Genomic DNA, 14,165 nt, shown 5'->3' on the forward strand with positions numbered 1-14,165 from the left:
GTAATTGCCGTAGGCATTTCCAAAGCTTATGCCCCTCAAACCGGCGGCTTTACAGGCATCCTTCATTGCCTGATCACAAATGATCGTTGGATGCAGAAAGCGCAGCCGGAAAATATGAGCAGAGCCGATAGCCTCCTCTCTGAAGACAAATCTGGATACGAAAGATATGCGCTTCGCCGATTGCAGTCTCTCTAAAGACCAGTTTGGAGCCCGGCAGGGCCAAGTAGATCTTCTTTCCGAACTTGAGAGAGCGAGCATCGTCTTCAATTCGAATGATCAAACGCGATTGCGATTCATCCAGCGCGTCGAGAACGCGAACTACATCGCAGAGCCAATAGTTCGGCCCATGGTAGCTACCTTGCGGTACTCGCACATCGCACGGCACGAACACAAAGGCCTCCGGGTCAAGCCCCTCGAATACCACCTTTGTCCGATCCGAAATAAGCCACCAGCCGTGGTAGGGCTCCAAGTCGTAGGGCAAATCGCCTGCCGATTTGTCAAACACGAAAGCTGCAGGCGCGGTAGAAGCCGGCAGACGGAAAACCTCGTAGGGAGGAAGGACACTCTCGTCTTCTAGCCAATAGCCCGGCTTGCCTCCCACCCGGAAGTCGGGACCATTTCGTGGTAGCGGCGCTTTCGCGCTCTGGGTCGTTTTGCGATCGAAGCCGCCCTTTCGCTACCCATGACCGAGTCCCATTGAACGTCGTGCCCACAATGGCGCCGTGCAGAGAACCAATATTAACTGCCCACAATAAAGCCCGCGGCATCCCGCGGGCTTTATCCAAACTCCTTCGATAATGCCATTCTGCCAGTGTTTTGCCCGACGAGTCAAACGACGGATCTCGAACGGCATTGTGCGGATTGCCTGGCCCATCTAATGACGCTCCAAAATATTGTGCGGCTATGCGAAGTCATCAACACAGGAAAACACAGGCAAACCACCGAAGACCTCGGAGTTCTTATAACGAACCTCGATGCGCTCGCGCTCGTCTTTGCCAATCGTGTCGCCATCCTTGATTACGTTTCCGTGCTCGATCAGATAAGCGGAAAGTCCGTTCACTTTATCGATCAGCGCCGGAAGCGTGAGCTTGCCCGTGTCGAACTGGATCTCGCGCCCGACGAAAGCCGACAGCCCCATCGTGATCGCGCCGATCTTCCCATCTGACTGGAATGGAAGAATGTCGACCCAGAGCGTGAAAGGATAATCAGGAAACGGCACAAACGACCGACTCGACATCTCCAGCCAGAGCTTGGCGGGCCGCGCCACCTGCCCGGCCCACACGACGCCGCTGCATTCCTGCATGGTGGCAATCAATGCACCAATCACAGCCGTGGTGATGCGCGCGGCGATGAGCGGTCTCTGACCCTGCCCAAGCATCGAAACGATCAGATGACCTCGATGTCGTGCCGCAACCGTCTTGCTCTCCGGCCATGACCAGCCGGCGCGCGACCACAGGCCGGGATCGTCAGGAATACGCGCCGGCATCGACATGACGGCAACAAACTCGTTGCCGCAGCGAATGAGCGGAGAGTTTGGTTGGACCTGTGGCAGAGTCCCGTTCTCCCCCACCTCCGTCCCCAATTCCGGATGTCGCGCGCGAAGGACCTTGGCAATCGCTGACATGTCCGGCGTTGCCGGACTGTCCAAAAGGACCAAAGCGAGAAGCGAGTTACTCATCCACTGCCCCGCAGAAATTTGAGGCGAGACACAACTTCGTTCTCGCCCAAAGGTTGAAACTTTACTTTTCTAGAACAAAACAAGAACAACGTCAACGAAAATTCCTTGCCTCGTGGGAGCACAAAACAAGTGTCGGCTTCTAGCCGAACAGGGTCGGTTTAGCTGGTCGGCGACACGCACATTCGTTCTGACAAAAATGCTTCTCGCGCCTGGTGCTTCAGTCGTACGAAATATCGATGCAGATCGCACACAACCCGTGCATGTTCTCGATCGATCTCGGTGAGCTCCGGCGACCCCGCCTACGGTCTGGTGCCGCATCTCGCCGGAACGCGTGCGAGTTCGCCGCCGGCACCATGGCGCGCTGAAGCAGCCGGGCGACGGCAGCGCGGAGGTGAGATCGATGCGCCCCATCCCGATCATCTGCACCGCGGCGCTGCTGCTCGAGGACATCATGCCCGAGCGAGAGCGCGTGAGCCAACGCGCAGACACACATCACCCCTTCCGTTCAAAAGTGAACATTGCAATCTCCTGCACCACAAAATGAGCAAGCCGCTCAAACTTCGCGTCCGCACGCCCGAAAGATTCTTCGAAACAAACTAGCAAATGACAGAGACGGTCCGAAACCGGCGGCCTAGGCTTGAGGCATCACCGCGCCTCACTCGGCATCGATCGGCAACGACAACGCCGGGGTTGCGCTCCCACCCTGCTCGCAATGGACATGCGCCATGCAGATGCGACGACGTTTCAAGCAGACCACGACACTCACCGAACGGCTCGCCGAAGAGGCCATGCGGCTGCGCGAAGAGGCGCGCGCGCTGGCGCCGGGGCGCCGCCGCGAGATGCTGCTGCGCAAGGCGCGGCAGGACGAGACCGCCATGCAGATCGACGCCTGGCTGCATTCGCCCGGCCTGAGGCCGCCGACATGACCCAGCAATATCGCGCCTATCTCGTCGGCGAAAACGGCGTGTTCCGCTCCGCCGAAGCTTTCGAGGCCACGTCGGATGCGTCCGCCCTCATTTTCGCGCAGCAGTTCACGCGGCACGGCAAGGTCGAGGTCTGGCAGCTCGGCCGCAAGATCGCCGTGCTGGAGTCCTGCTCATCCCAGCCGGGAGTGCTCACGCGTCAATGATCGCGTGATGTCGAAGGCGTCCTGAAGGTCTCGATCGCGAACGAGAAGTTCACCTGCATCACGGGACCCGCGGCATCGCGAACGTCGATCGCCATCGACTGCCTGCGGCCCGCGGGCGGCGCGGAGACGATGGCATCTCGCGCCATATCCGCGACCGACTTGGCGGCCTCCGCCTGAACGGCGCGTGGGCTGGCCAGCTCCAGCCCTTCCTCGTCGAGCGCTACACCGGTCTCATCGCGCAGGTCGAAATAATATCGGGGCATTGCAGCATCCTTTGCCGGTATAGGTCCGAAGCGGACAAAGGGTTTCGGGGCGGCGCGAAAAATTCTGTGAGGGATCAATGGGTTCCGGGAACTCCAACCGGCACCGGCTGACGATCCCGCGCCTGCACTTCGCCAGCGTGCGGCCCGGTGCGAGCGTCCATCCAATCGGGGCACGAGCGCCGGCCGCGCGGCGCCTCGCCTTTTTTCTCGGTCCCATCGAAGCAGGTTTTCGCCGGCTGTGCGCGCGGCGTCACGGATGCACGCGCCGTGTCCGCCTATCACTCATCCCACGACGACGTTCCCAAACAAAACAAACGCGCGGGTCGGGCCGCGAAATTGATCAAAGACGCGAAGCGGCAGCAGCAGTTGCCGCGTTCGTGGCGGTTTCCGTCAGGGGCGAAAGCGCCAAGCGCGACGAAACTTCGCGCCCTCACTCCTCCGCAAGCTTCCGCTCGATATAGGCATCCACCGTCTCGGCGAACGAGCGCTGCACGCCGACCGCGGCACCATGCTGGTCGAGCGCATCGCTCTGGAGTACGCGCAAGCCCCTCCCGCGCATGCAGACCGGCGCCGTGTTCAGATATCCATCGATGGCGCCTTTCGCGAGCGGGATCGCCTTCGGGTCGCCCCTTGCGATCAGAAGGCGCAAGAGGCTCTGGCATTCGGCCAAACCTGGCATGGGATCAGCGCCTCACGCCTGCCGCGATGTCGATTTCGGCCGCTTCACCGGCTGGGTGTGCGTGCCGAACAGCGCCAGCAGAAACGCGACTTCTTCTTTCGAACCGACCTGGATCATGATGATCTCCTCTTCGCTTGGTTGGTCGGGCGCAGCGGGCGGCAAGTTCGAGACGATCTGGTTTCAGCACTGTTTCAGGCGTGTTTCGTCGGGAACGCGCCATGTCCAAATGTGCACAGAAACGGCCGAGGCACGACTCAGGCGGCAACACGAGAAAACGAAAACACGCCACCTGATTAGGAACAGCTTTAACAGCCAAAGGGTTATCCGGGTGTCGGTCCGGATGCACGACCGACAACCCGCACGGCCTCAGCTCGGTCTGCCGCGCTGGGGCCGTTTCTTTCCACTCGCAGGTCAAAGCAGGCCAGAGATTTCAGGCGCTATGGAAGCAGACCTGGAGGCGCCGACCGAGGCGGCCTTACTTTTGCTTTTGGTCTGCCTTCGGCTTTTCCCAGAACAGCTTGTTGCAGTCGGAGCACCGAAAGATGGCAATCGCCCCGTCCGGTGAACCAACCGCGTCGATGAATGTCATGGGCTTGTTGCACGCAGCACAAATTGGCTGCTGCCTGGTGTCTCGGTTCGCCATTCCGCGCAACGCGGGAACGACGGACGAGGTTTCTATTGTTCTGGAGCCTCAGGGTGCCAGATCTTCGGAACCTGTTGCCGAAGCAGTGCCATTGACACCGCGATCTGCTCCCGAGAACGGCGCAGCATTTGTCGCGTCGTTTGGCTTGCATCAAGCTGGTGCGTTTTCTGCCAGTCGAAATACGCCTCGAATTCCTTGCTGGTGAGCATGACAAGCTCCCGTCCTTGTTCCATTCGCAAGGTACGTCACGAAAGGGTTTAGGACAGTCCAAAAGTGAACACGCGCGGGAAACCCGCCTGCAGCCATCCGGTGCGCTCTTGCCCTCCAATCCGAACCCGCGCGCCTTTCACCTCACATTCATGACCCCGCCCCTACACGACGGGCGACAAAACGGCACGTAGGCGGGATCATGTCCTTTGACCCGATGGCCGCTGCGGTTGACTGGCTGGATGTCTACCGCGACGGCGATCTCGAAATCATTCTGGCAATGTGCTGACGACGCGGCGGTCCATTGCGGCTGCGGCGGCATGAAGACGATTTCGGGCCGGGAAGGCCTGCGCGCCTGTTGGGTCGATCGTCTGAAGACCTCCCCCCCGCGTCGGGCCTCGACAATCTCCAGCCGACCAACGGCGGAACCATCATCTTGTATGCCTGCGCTCCGGCACCCGGACGGCAGAGCGGCCCCGCCTAAATCCAGACGTCCTCGCGGCAAGCGTCGCACCGGTAGATCAGGATCGAGCGATCGCGCCTCACGTCGAAGACCGAGGTCAGGCAACGCGTGGCCGTCTCGCATTTCGGGCACGCCGGCCCCGGCTGGTAGTGACGACCTGGACTCGTGGCCGGCCATGCTTGCTGTTCGTTGCTCATCTCACCCTCTTGGGAGGAATGAGTTCCTAAGTACCAAAGTGGACATTCGTTCCATTGGCACGGCAGCGCTGCTAATTGATCGGCCTAATCCTGAACGACATGGCGGGCTTCCTGCCCGCGCCGATCGTCCAGACTCTGGACGGTGCAGATGCGCGCGGCACGGCGCGCCAGTTCGTCGTAGTTTTCCGCCACCTTGCGCAGCACGTCCCGCGTCTCGGGGTACTCGCAATTATCCGCCTTGGTGCGGAATTCTTCCGCCCGCATCCGCCAGTACCGCGGAGGGTGCATCCGTTCGGCGCCCATGGGCCACTCCCCTAGGTTGGTCCAGCTGTCATGTTCCTTAATGGAAAGCGCGTCCAAGAGTTCCCCTGTGAGTGTTCCCGTCCCGATAACGTAGACCGCGCAGAAGACTGCAACCAAAGGCGACAATGTCTCGCGGGACAGGTCGATTTTAGTTCAAATGCAGCAAGGCGAATTCGGCAGGATGCAAGTCGTTCGCGCCATGCTGGGACATGTCCCTTGCGAAAGACGCAACCGGGAAAGCTCGGAGAGATCGTCGATGTATTACGTGGCCGCTGCGTTGCTGGTGCTGTCCGGACTGTTCTACTCCGCGAGCCATCACGAGATCGGCTCGTTCGGCGCCACCATGTGCACCTATGGAAGTGCGTTTTGCGACAACCCGCTGATCGTTTTTTCCGGCGCTGCGCTGGCCGGCGCCTGGGGCATGTTCGTCAGCATCAAATAGTCCCGATTGCATGGACCCCAGCGAGTTATTTGTCCCCTGAGCAAGTGCGGGAGCGACTATTCTTGCGATAATGCACTTATACAGGTGTTTTGCCCGACGAGTCAAAAGCGATTAGTAAAATCAGAAATCGGATCTAAGGCCGCGCGCACGCCCGGGGAACCTTGTTCCCAGATTAGCATTTGCTAAGGACGCGCCCCGACCGAGGTCCCTCCTGCCATGACCGACAGTGCCGTCACCCCCGCGAAATCCGCGCCGACGCTGTTGCAAAGGCTGGGGCCGGGTCTCGTCACCGGGGCGGCCGACGACGATCCGTCCGGCATCGCCACCTATTCGCAGGCCGGCGCGCAATTCGGCTACGGATTGCTGTGGACGGTGTTTCTGACCACACCGTTCATGATCGCCATCCAACTCGTCAGCGCCCGGATCGGCCGCGTCACCGGCAAGGGGCTGGCCGCCAACGTCATGCGGATTGCGCCGCGATGGGCGGTGCTGACGCTCGTCGCCATGCTCGTCGCCGCCAACACCTTCAACATCGCGGCCGACATCGCCGCGATGGCGGAGGCGCTCTCGCTGGTCATCGGCGGCCTCAACCACGAGCACGCGCTGATCTTCGCGGCGGGCTCGACGCTGCTGCAGGTGTTCCTGCCGTATCGCCGCTATTCGCCGGTGCTGAAATTCCTCACTTTGGCGCTGTTCGCCTATGTCGCGACGGCCTTTACCGTGAATATCCCGTGGAGCACGGCGCTGCTCGCTGCGGTCTGGCCGAAGGCCAATGTCGGCGCCGACTACCTCATGATGGTCGTCGCCGTGCTCGGCACCACCATCAGCCCCTATCTGTTCTTCTGGCAGGCCTCGCAGGAGGTCGAGGAGATGAACCAGGGCAGGCGCGACAAGCCGCTGCGCGAGCTGAAGCGCGGCGGCAATCCGGAGCTCGCGCGCATCAGGACCGACACCATCTCCGGCATGTTGCTGTCCAACGGCATCGCCTTCTTCATCATCCTCACCACCGCCTCGGTGCTGCACGCACATGGCGTCACCAACATCAATTCGGCGACGGAAGCCGCCGAAGCGCTGCGGCCGCTCGCCGGCGACTTCACCTTCGCCCTGTTCGCGATCGGCATCATCGGCACGGGCCTGCTCGCCATTCCGGTGCTGGCGGGCTCGGCCGCTTACGGCGTGGCGGAGATCTTCGGCTGGCGCGCGACGCTGGAGGCAAAGCCCGACGAAGCGGTCGGCTTCTACACCATCATCGCGGTGGCAACCATCATGGGCTTCGGGCTTGGTTTCACCGGCATCGACTCCATTCACATGCTGGTCTGGAGCGCCGTGCTCAACGGCATCGTCGCTGTCCCGGTCATGGCGATGATGATGCTGATCGTCTCGAGCAGGACCATCATGGGCCGCTTCAAGGCCCGGCCATGGCTCGTTGTGCTGGGCTGGCTCGGCACCGCCCTGATGGCGCTGGCCGTGCTCGCCCTGCTGGGCTCATCCGCGATCGGCTGACCAACCTTGCGACAGCGGACTTCACGCCGATCCCTGGTTGCCCTAACAATTGCGGCCAGGGCGATTGCGGCCAAGTCAATTGCGGCGAAGCCCATTGCGGTCAGGTCTGCCTTGCGACCAGACCACAAGAAAAAAGCCCGGCCGGGCCACAGGGAGCGACATGACCAGATCATCCAAAGCAACGAGCCTCGAAATTCTCGCCTGCGATGCCGGTTGGAGAAACTATCACTTCGTCAAGCTGACAACCGGAGACGGTGTCGTCGGCTGGAGCGAGTTCGACGAAGGCTTTGGCTCGCCCGGCGTCGGCGCTGCAATCCAGCGCCTCTCGGCCCGCGTCATCGGGCAGAATGTCTTCCAGCACGAGCGCATCTACGCCGAACTGTTCGCGGCCACACGTCCCGCGGCTGGCGGTGTGGTGGCGCAGGCGCTCGGCGCGATCGAGAACGCGCTGCTCGATGCCAAAGCGAAGTGTCTCGGTGTGCCCTGCTACGAACTGCTCGGCGGCAAGATCCGCGACCGTGTCAGGGTCTATTGGTCGCATTGCGCGACGTGGCGGATCAATCATCCGTCCTGGTACAAGCCGCCGATCGAGAACCTCGACGGCGTCAAGGCAATGGGGCGCGAAGTGCGCGAGAAGAAATTCACCGCGCTCAAGACCAACATTTTTTCCTACGACGATGGCAAGCCGACCGGCTGGCGACCGGGCTTCGGCTCTCCCTTCGCCCCCGAGATCAACGTCGATCGCAAAATCCTGCGCGACCTGCGCATGCATCTGGAAGCGATCCGCGACGGTGCAGGCCCCGACGTCGATATCCTGCTTGACTGCAACTTCAACGCCAAGACCGAGGGCTATCTGAAGATCCTGCGCACCATTGCGGACCTCGACATGTTCTGGATCGAGATCGACAGCTTCAACCCGGAAGCGCTCGGTTACATCCGCAGGCAAAGCCCGCATCCGATCTCGTCCTGCGAGACACTATTGGGGCTGCGCGAATTCCTGCCCTATTTCCACCAGCAGGCGATGGATGTCGCAATCATCGACACGCCCTGGAACGGCGTCTGGCAATCGATGAAGATCGCAGCCGCCGCGGAGGCCTTCGAAGTCAACGTCGCGCCGCATAATTTCTACGGGCATCTTTGCTCGATGATGAATGCGCATTTCTGCGCCGCCGTGCCGAATCTGCGTATCATGGAAATCGATATCGATCGCTTGGCATGGGACCGCGAGCTGTTCACCCATGAGCCGGACATCCAGAACGGGCATTTGGTCATTCCGGACCGGCCCGGCTGGGGCACCGAGCCGAACGAGGAAGCCCTTCGTGCGCATCCGCCAAAGACCAGCGGCGGGCTTCTCAACTACGGTCGCAAGAACTAAGGCGTCACCGGATTGACGGTCGGGGAGGTCTTCGGCCCCGGCCGCTCCGGCTCGATTGGCGACTTGTGTTCCGTCGGGAGCACTGCGGCACCTGCAGCGCGTGCTGCTTCTCCCGTGGTCGCATACATCGCAACATGGGCCGGCTGTGTCTTCGCGCGATTCCAGGGTCCATGATCCACGATGAGCATCGCAGCAATCGCAATGCCGGCCACAATCAACGCAATCACGCCGGGATGGCGGAGCGCCGAGGACATCGAGTTTGCGAAGCGATCGCTTACCATCGGAGAACCCATGCGTTTTTCCCATCGCAGGTTAATGCAAAGGCGCCCCTCCGGGTTCCAGCTTCCGCCATGCAGGTTCCAAATGCCTGAGCAAGCCTGGGGTCTGCGGCGTAGCGCTCATGGCTACTTCTCAGCCAATGGACCTCGACGTTTCAAAATCAGCCAGCTTCAAATCAGCCAGTCATGGGCCGCAGGTCCAAGGCCGTGATGCGGAGCATGACCATCTTGATGGGCCGCATGTTCGTCCAGGGTACCGGGGACCATGTCGACGATCAGCTGGACGTCGTTTTTCTGAGCTTGCGGAACGTAGGGATCATCGAGCTTTTTAGGCTCGATGACCGCGGCGGGAGTGGAAGGACCAGCCCCGCCATCGAAGCGGAACGCCGGTTCGTGATCTACGCCGCCACTCTGCGATGCAGCTTTCGCCGGCTGTACTAGTTCTGATGCGGGCGCATGGGCATGCGCAGCCTGCTGCGCGTTTCCGCCGCCCGCTTGCCCCGGATTGCCGTGTTCGACGCCAATTGGGTCTGTCGTTTTCACTTCGCCTCGGGAATTGTTCGAAGCCGAGGAATGATGCTCATTGTGATTGCCCTCGGTGCCATTGCCGACACCGTTGTCCGGCATGGACTTAGCTTCCGCCTTTTCTCCGGCCGCCTTCGCAGAATCCGGGTGCGAAGCGTGCTGCGAGCTGTCGCGGCCTACACCGTGGGCGGTTGCGTCGCTCGGTTCTGCTTCCGGTGCGTTTGCAGAAGTTGAGTGTCCCGGGTTGCTGTGTTCGACGCCGCCTTTTTCTGCCGCTTTCGCCGACGCTCGCGAATCGTCCGAGGCCGAGGAATGATGCCCATTGTCATTGCCCGGGCCTTTGTCCGGTGTGGACTTGGCTTCGGCCGTTTCCTTGGACGCCACCTTTGCAGAGCCTGGCTCCGAACCATGATGCGAGTGACCGCCGTCCGCGCTGTCGGCGTTTGCGGCGGCTTCCGGTGCATTTGCAGAGCTTGGGTGTTTATCGTGTCCCGCGTTGCCGTGCTCCACGGCCGCCGGCTCTGGCATCTTCTCTGCCGCAGACCCATTCGCTGCCTCCGATGCCGGAGCGTGATGCTCGGCGTCCTTACCGATGCCGTTGCCGCGGGTTTCATCGCTGCCATGGTCGGCTTTGCCGACCCCCGTCTCCGAAGCGTGATCGGAATTCCGGTGGCTCGTATTGTCGGCCGTAGCGAGGCCTGGCGGGATCATCTCGTTCTGCTGTGTCGAAAGAGCGTCGGTGTCCGCCTTCATCGCCTCACTGTTCGAGGTCAGCTTTTCACCTGCCGGAGCCGCCGCGCCCTGACCAGCGCCGTTCGATGATCCGTGAGCCGACACACCGGATACATCCCCGCTCTCGTCGGCTCTATCCGACGAATCGCGCGTGAAGGTCTTGAACTTCGTCGACGTCCCGAAACCGCTCCGGGCCTGTGCGAATTGGAAGCTGAAGCCTTCGTCGGCAAAAGCGCTCCAAACTCCGGACTCTCCAAGTGCGCCCTCGGCCGAATGGGTGCCCGGCGTACTCAGAACGGTGTCATCGGCTGCGGTTCCCGATGGCAGCGCTTGTTCGAGCTGCTCCAAGGTGGATGCCACAACCGTGCCTTCTGCCTGGTGAACGAAATCCGACTCCGCAACGGATACAATCCCCTGCAGATGGATTTCCAGCAGGCCTCGATCCCCGATATCGAGGCTACGGTCGGTCGAATTCACATAGACGATCGTTTGATTGCTTGCGGGGTCGTAGACCCACGCGAGAGTATGTGGCGGTATTGATTTGGCTGCTGCCGTCAGATGCAGCCAGGCAAGCCCTCCGAACGCCGCAAGATTGAGCCTGCCCGGCCCGGATGCGAAATCCAGCACCGAGTCGGAAGAGACCGAGTCGGAAGACGCAGAGTCGGAAGAGGCAGAGTCTGAAGACCGAGATTTGGAATCGATCGGAGCGCGATGAACAACGTTTTCAAAATTGCCGCCCATCAACTGATCGCGGCTATGTCCGCCGGGACCGAAATCGAGATCCAAACCAACAGCCTTTTGGAGGTTGTCACCCGCAACGTCTGGGGCCGCTTGGCTCCCAACGCCTTCCTTCGCGATGTCGATTGCAGTCTTCACAAAGGTAGAGGGGCGGCCCGACTCGTGCGAAGGGAAATCCGGAGCTGAGTTGTCTGCGTGATTGGCGGGAACATGGGTGGTCGCGGCCAGTTTCGTGCTCGCATTCCCTCCGAGGGTAGCCAAGAAGCTGTCGATCGATGCTTGCCCCGGATCATGCGACTGCGCGGCGGCTTCAGACTCGCTCAGCGCGTAGATCAACGCCCCGGCGAGCGCGGCGAAGGTGCCATAACCACCATGGATCATCGGATCGGAAGCAAGCCGTGGCAATTGATGCTGCGGGAATAGCTCACGTCCAATCTGCGTGTTGCTGGTTTCCTGCAGGAAGAGCGCAGGGAAATTCGAGGCGCTCGATCCAGCAGGACCGTAGTCTGCCCACGGCTTCGAGCCGATGAATTGCTCGGCCGCGCGCAGCGCTTCCATTGCCGCCGCCGGGTTGGTGACCTGGATCGTCTTGGCAACAAAGTCCCTCTCGGTGAACCGAGGCGTCTCGCCAGATTCCGAGACGACGAGGCGCTGGAGAATGGCCTTTTTGAAGACCTCATAGACGGCGTGCTCGCCCGCGAGGCCGATGCTGTTGTCATCCGGCCAGTTGTCGTTGACTTCGGACGCCTTGAGTTCGTCCGCAATTGCGAACGCCAGAAAGGCCAGAGCAAGCGCGCCGAAGCCAGAGGTGCGTTGCAACAAGGCAATGGTCGCAAGCACGGTTCTGTTGGTGATCTCAAGCTTCTGAAAAATATTGTACAGGTGGACTTTGACTGTCCCTTGGGAAACGTCGAGGTGGCGCGCGATCTCCTTGTTCGACATTCCCTCCGACACGAGCCGCGCAATCTGACGTTCCCGATCCGTCAATAGCTCCAGCTTTTTTTCAATTTGGCCGCCGTTCGCTTCCTTGTCAATTGAATCGCGCTGCTGCAGTGACACGCCGCTCGTCGTCATCAGCCTCAGTGATTGCAGCATGATGGCAGGAGCGGCATATTTCGAAATTACGCTGCAGGCACCAGCCGCAATCGCTGCGGTCAGACCGTGGTCGATGTCGCAGTCCGTAAAGAACACGAGGCGCGTCGAGAGCTTCTCGGCTTTTGCGATCGCGAGGATTTCGGATGCCCTCAGATCCGGCAGGGCGTCGGCAATAAGCGCGACGTCCGGCGTCAAATTCCGAATGGCCTCGAGGCAGCTTGTCCCGTCGCTGGACGATGCGACAACATCAAAATCCTGCTGGGCCCCAAGTACCGACTTCAGCCCCTGCAGAACGATGGGTTGGCGATCGACGATCACAAGCCGGACGGGCTTGAGTATCCCCTGCCTCGCGGACGCGTCCAACATCGACCTTGCCCTCGGCCCGGTCCTCTATGTCCTTCGGCATATGGCCGTGGCCGGGTGAGATATTAAAATCAAAAGAGGCTCGGCGGTTCCCCGGCCTGAACCAGAAATGGACGCATGTGAGTGAAAAATATGTCCTTTGACCCTATGGCCGTTGCGGTCGATTGGCTTGATGCGTACCGCGCGGGCGATATCGACGCCATCCTGGACCTCTACGCCCAAGATGCCGTGGTGCACTGCGGCTGCTGCGGCGTCCAAACCATTACCGGCCGCGAGGCGCTCCGTGCCTATTGGATCGAGCGTCTCCAAAAATATCCGGCAGGTACGTTGGATGACCTCAATCCCTCAGGCGAGGGCACCATCATCTCATACGTCACCAGCACTGGTGTCATGAGTGCACTTTTGGCGTTCGACACTGCCGGTCGGATCAAGGAACTGAACTGCCTGCATTAGGTCCGATCCGGGCCTGCACTGCGGCGTAAGGCTGGCCGTAGCCCGAGCGTTCTGGTGTGCCCGCAACTAACTCTCGATCATGATGCGCAAGGCGATCACGATGACCGCCGAGACGAGAAACGAAATCGCGAGCAGCGTCCAGCTGGGCCTTGTTGTTCCGCGGGCCACGCGCGCGAGAAGCATTTTCATGCTCGTCAACATTCGCCGCCGGGAAGCCGGTACAGGTAGGCTATCCCGAAGCTGGCGAGTTCTTCGGCATCGCTCTCGCGCTCTTCCCTTCTCCTGAGCAAATGGCGTTCCAGCAGGCATCGCCGACTGTCGAATAAGTCGACATCGGGATGCCGGGCCCGGTAGACCGTCCTGGCGGTTTCGGTGGCATTCTTCAAGACGGCGTGGTCCACGATGCTTGCTCTCCGAACATCGCATCCATCGCGGCCAACTCAAGGCATCCCTGAATGTTTCCAGTTTTTCCCGGTTATCTTTAGTCGAACGGTTCAAATCACGGAGGGACGGTTTGTCGCGCGCTGTCGAGGCAGCCGCTTCGACCAACGGTCTAGAGCTAGCAACCATTGCCTATTTTTCCCGTTACCTCCGGGGCGGAAGCAATGCGATGTGAAAGGTATCTCGATGAAGAAAATCGCAATGTCGGCCCTGATGGCCGGCGCTCTTGGCTTAAGCTCGATCGCTGCGACGTCTCCAGCTGAAGCCCATTGGCGAGGCTGGGGACCGGGCATCGCCGGCGGCCTCGTCGCAGGTGCCGTGATCGGCGGGCTTGCCTCCTCGGCGTATGGATGGGGGCCCGGCTATGGCTATGGTCCAGGCTACTACGGCGCCGGTTACTATGATGGCCCATACGCTTACGACACGTACGATGCACCGTATCGTTGGGGCGGCGGATACACCACAACCACCTATTACACGCAGCCCGTTTCCTACGGCTATCGCTATCGCCGCGTCGTGCGCCCCGCCTACGCCTATTACCGTGGATCGTATCCCGTCGTGCGGCACCGTTGGCATCATCACCACCGGTGAGCGCTTCGCTCGTCATCACGAATGCGGCCGCGCTCCGATGAGTGCGGCCTTTTCGATAAGATGCGGC

Annotated in this window: 18 protein-coding genes; 8 read left to right on the plus strand and 10 right to left on the minus strand. The window is 60.9% G+C overall.

All coding sequences use genetic code 11. The features are described from left to right. Positions 1-73: 73 nt before the first annotated feature. Both IVA88_RS28995 and IVA88_RS29000 read right to left on the minus strand, forming a co-directional pair. Positions 74-505 (minus strand): DUF1629 domain-containing protein, encoded by a 432-nt coding sequence (locus tag IVA88_RS28995; RefSeq protein WP_247500618.1) that lies wholly within the window; start codon positions 503-505, stop codon positions 74-76. Between the two features lie 396 nt (positions 506-901). Beyond that, positions 902-1,678 (minus strand): DUF4261 domain-containing protein, encoded by a 777-nt coding sequence (locus IVA88_RS29000; protein ID WP_247500619.1) that lies wholly within the window; start codon positions 1,676-1,678, stop codon positions 902-904. A 400-nt stretch (positions 1,679-2,078) separates the two neighbouring features. Between IVA88_RS29000 and IVA88_RS29005 the strand changes: the two genes are divergently transcribed. The 3 genes from IVA88_RS29005 (at position 2,079) to IVA88_RS29015 (ending at position 2,807) form a co-directional block, all read left to right on the plus strand. After that, positions 2,079-2,222: a hypothetical protein gene (locus IVA88_RS29005; RefSeq protein WP_247500620.1), complete on the plus strand. Its 144-nt coding sequence runs from the start codon at positions 2,079-2,081 to the stop codon at positions 2,220-2,222. Positions 2,223-2,403: 181 nt separating this feature from the next. Beyond that, on the plus strand, positions 2,404-2,604 hold the full coding sequence (locus tag IVA88_RS29010; RefSeq protein WP_247500621.1) for a hypothetical protein: 201 nt from the start codon (positions 2,404-2,406) through the stop codon (positions 2,602-2,604). After that, positions 2,601-2,807 (plus strand): hypothetical protein, encoded by a 207-nt coding sequence (locus IVA88_RS29015; protein WP_247500622.1) that lies wholly within the window; start codon positions 2,601-2,603, stop codon positions 2,805-2,807. The genes IVA88_RS29010 and IVA88_RS29015 overlap by 4 nt, the downstream gene beginning before the upstream one ends. On the opposite strand, the gene IVA88_RS29020 is transcribed toward IVA88_RS29015, so the two are convergent. From IVA88_RS29020 to IVA88_RS29040, 5 genes are all read right to left on the minus strand, one after another. Continuing rightward, complete coding sequence (locus IVA88_RS29020) at positions 2,801-3,070, minus strand: hypothetical protein (RefSeq protein ID WP_247500623.1); 270 nt, start codon at positions 3,068-3,070, stop codon at positions 2,801-2,803. The genes IVA88_RS29015 and IVA88_RS29020 overlap by 7 nt on opposite strands. Before the next feature lie 430 nt (positions 3,071-3,500). Further along, positions 3,501-3,749, minus strand: a complete 249-nt coding sequence (locus IVA88_RS29025) for a hypothetical protein (RefSeq protein ID WP_247500624.1) — start codon at positions 3,747-3,749, stop codon at positions 3,501-3,503. A 675-nt stretch (positions 3,750-4,424) separates the two neighbouring features. Continuing rightward, entirely contained in the window at positions 4,425-4,601 is a 177-nt protein-coding gene (locus IVA88_RS29030; protein ID WP_247500625.1) for a hypothetical protein, read from the minus strand. A gap of 478 nt (positions 4,602-5,079) precedes the next feature. After that, positions 5,080-5,259, minus strand: a complete 180-nt coding sequence (locus IVA88_RS29035; protein ID WP_247500626.1) for a hypothetical protein — start codon at positions 5,257-5,259, stop codon at positions 5,080-5,082. An 84-nt stretch (positions 5,260-5,343) separates the two neighbouring features. Then, a complete protein-coding gene (locus IVA88_RS29040; protein ID WP_247500627.1) occupies positions 5,344-5,562 on the minus strand; it encodes a hypothetical protein in 219 nt (72 codons plus the stop codon). Between the two features lie 256 nt (positions 5,563-5,818). On the opposite strand from IVA88_RS29040, the gene IVA88_RS29045 reads away from it, so the two are divergent. The 3 genes from IVA88_RS29045 to IVA88_RS29055 all read left to right on the plus strand — a co-directional run bounded on the left by IVA88_RS29045 (position 5,819) and on the right by IVA88_RS29055 (position 8,882). After that, the gene (locus IVA88_RS29045; protein ID WP_247500628.1) at positions 5,819-6,004 is read left to right on the plus strand and encodes a hypothetical protein; all 186 of its coding nucleotides are present in this window, start codon (positions 5,819-5,821) and stop codon (positions 6,002-6,004) included. A 216-nt stretch (positions 6,005-6,220) separates the two neighbouring features. After that, the gene (locus IVA88_RS29050; protein WP_247500629.1) at positions 6,221-7,507 is read left to right on the plus strand and encodes a divalent metal cation transporter; all 1,287 of its coding nucleotides are present in this window, start codon (positions 6,221-6,223) and stop codon (positions 7,505-7,507) included. Between the two features lie 160 nt (positions 7,508-7,667). Next, positions 7,668-8,882 (plus strand): mandelate racemase/muconate lactonizing enzyme family protein, encoded by a 1,215-nt coding sequence (locus IVA88_RS29055; RefSeq protein ID WP_247500630.1) that lies wholly within the window; start codon positions 7,668-7,670, stop codon positions 8,880-8,882. Here IVA88_RS29055 and IVA88_RS29060 read toward each other — a convergent pair. Beyond that, complete coding sequence (locus IVA88_RS29060) at positions 8,879-9,175, minus strand: hypothetical protein (RefSeq protein WP_247500631.1); 297 nt, start codon at positions 9,173-9,175, stop codon at positions 8,879-8,881. The genes IVA88_RS29055 and IVA88_RS29060 overlap by 4 nt on opposite strands. Before the next feature lie 156 nt (positions 9,176-9,331). After that, positions 9,332-12,616, minus strand: coding sequence for a response regulator transcription factor (locus tag IVA88_RS29065; protein ID WP_247500632.1), 3,285 nt, complete (start codon positions 12,614-12,616; stop codon positions 9,332-9,334). Positions 12,617-12,745: 129 nt separating this feature from the next. On the opposite strand from IVA88_RS29065, the gene IVA88_RS29070 reads away from it, so the two are divergent. After that, positions 12,746-13,066 carry a nuclear transport factor 2 family protein gene (locus IVA88_RS29070; RefSeq protein ID WP_247501220.1) on the plus strand — a complete coding sequence of 107 codons (321 nt, stop codon included), beginning with the start codon at positions 12,746-12,748 and terminating at the stop codon, positions 13,064-13,066. Positions 13,067-13,260: 194 nt separating this feature from the next. On the opposite strand, the gene IVA88_RS29075 is transcribed toward IVA88_RS29070, so the two are convergent. Continuing rightward, on the minus strand, positions 13,261-13,467 hold the full coding sequence (locus tag IVA88_RS29075; protein ID WP_247500633.1) for a hypothetical protein: 207 nt from the start codon (positions 13,465-13,467) through the stop codon (positions 13,261-13,263). A gap of 226 nt (positions 13,468-13,693) precedes the next feature. On the opposite strand from IVA88_RS29075, the gene IVA88_RS29080 reads away from it, so the two are divergent. Next, the gene (locus tag IVA88_RS29080; protein ID WP_247500634.1) at positions 13,694-14,098 is read left to right on the plus strand and encodes a hypothetical protein; all 405 of its coding nucleotides are present in this window, start codon (positions 13,694-13,696) and stop codon (positions 14,096-14,098) included. Positions 14,099-14,165: the final 67 nt, after the last annotated feature.

It is taken from the genome of Bradyrhizobium sp. 149, assembly GCF_023073915.1.
Taxonomy (GTDB): domain Bacteria; phylum Pseudomonadota; class Alphaproteobacteria; order Rhizobiales; family Xanthobacteraceae; genus Bradyrhizobium.

What these genes read in the sequence shown, in the direction of transcription:
- IVA88_RS29070 (WP_247501220.1), top strand. Translation starts at nt 12,746, where the DNA reads ATGTCCTTTGACCCTATGGCCGTTGCGGTCGATTGGCTTGATGCGTAC.
- IVA88_RS29000 (WP_247500619.1), bottom strand. Translation starts at nt 1,678, where the DNA reads ATGAGTAACTCGCTTCTCGCTTTGGTCCTTTTGGACAGTCCGGCAACG.
- IVA88_RS29055 (WP_247500630.1), top strand. Translation starts at nt 7,668, where the DNA reads ATGACCAGATCATCCAAAGCAACGAGCCTCGAAATTCTCGCCTGCGAT.
- IVA88_RS29080 (WP_247500634.1), top strand. Translation starts at nt 13,694, where the DNA reads ATGAAGAAAATCGCAATGTCGGCCCTGATGGCCGGCGCTCTTGGCTTA.
- IVA88_RS29005 (WP_247500620.1), top strand. Translation starts at nt 2,079, where the DNA reads ATGCGCCCCATCCCGATCATCTGCACCGCGGCGCTGCTGCTCGAGGAC.
- IVA88_RS29030 (WP_247500625.1), bottom strand. Translation starts at nt 4,601, where the DNA reads ATGCTCACCAGCAAGGAATTCGAGGCGTATTTCGACTGGCAGAAAACG.
- IVA88_RS29050 (WP_247500629.1), top strand. Translation starts at nt 6,221, where the DNA reads ATGACCGACAGTGCCGTCACCCCCGCGAAATCCGCGCCGACGCTGTTG.
- IVA88_RS29060 (WP_247500631.1), bottom strand. Translation starts at nt 9,175, where the DNA reads ATGGGTTCTCCGATGGTAAGCGATCGCTTCGCAAACTCGATGTCCTCG.
- IVA88_RS29025 (WP_247500624.1), bottom strand. Translation starts at nt 3,749, where the DNA reads ATGCCAGGTTTGGCCGAATGCCAGAGCCTCTTGCGCCTTCTGATCGCA.
- IVA88_RS29040 (WP_247500627.1), bottom strand. Translation starts at nt 5,562, where the DNA reads ATGGGCGCCGAACGGATGCACCCTCCGCGGTACTGGCGGATGCGGGCG.
- IVA88_RS29015 (WP_247500622.1), top strand. Translation starts at nt 2,601, where the DNA reads ATGACCCAGCAATATCGCGCCTATCTCGTCGGCGAAAACGGCGTGTTC.
- IVA88_RS29020 (WP_247500623.1), bottom strand. Translation starts at nt 3,070, where the DNA reads ATGCCCCGATATTATTTCGACCTGCGCGATGAGACCGGTGTAGCGCTC.
- IVA88_RS29010 (WP_247500621.1), top strand. Translation starts at nt 2,404, where the DNA reads ATGCAGATGCGACGACGTTTCAAGCAGACCACGACACTCACCGAACGG.
- IVA88_RS29045 (WP_247500628.1), top strand. Translation starts at nt 5,819, where the DNA reads ATGTATTACGTGGCCGCTGCGTTGCTGGTGCTGTCCGGACTGTTCTAC.
- IVA88_RS29065 (WP_247500632.1), bottom strand. Translation starts at nt 12,616, where the DNA reads ATGTTGGACGCGTCCGCGAGGCAGGGGATACTCAAGCCCGTCCGGCTT.
- IVA88_RS29035 (WP_247500626.1), bottom strand. Translation starts at nt 5,259, where the DNA reads ATGAGCAACGAACAGCAAGCATGGCCGGCCACGAGTCCAGGTCGTCAC.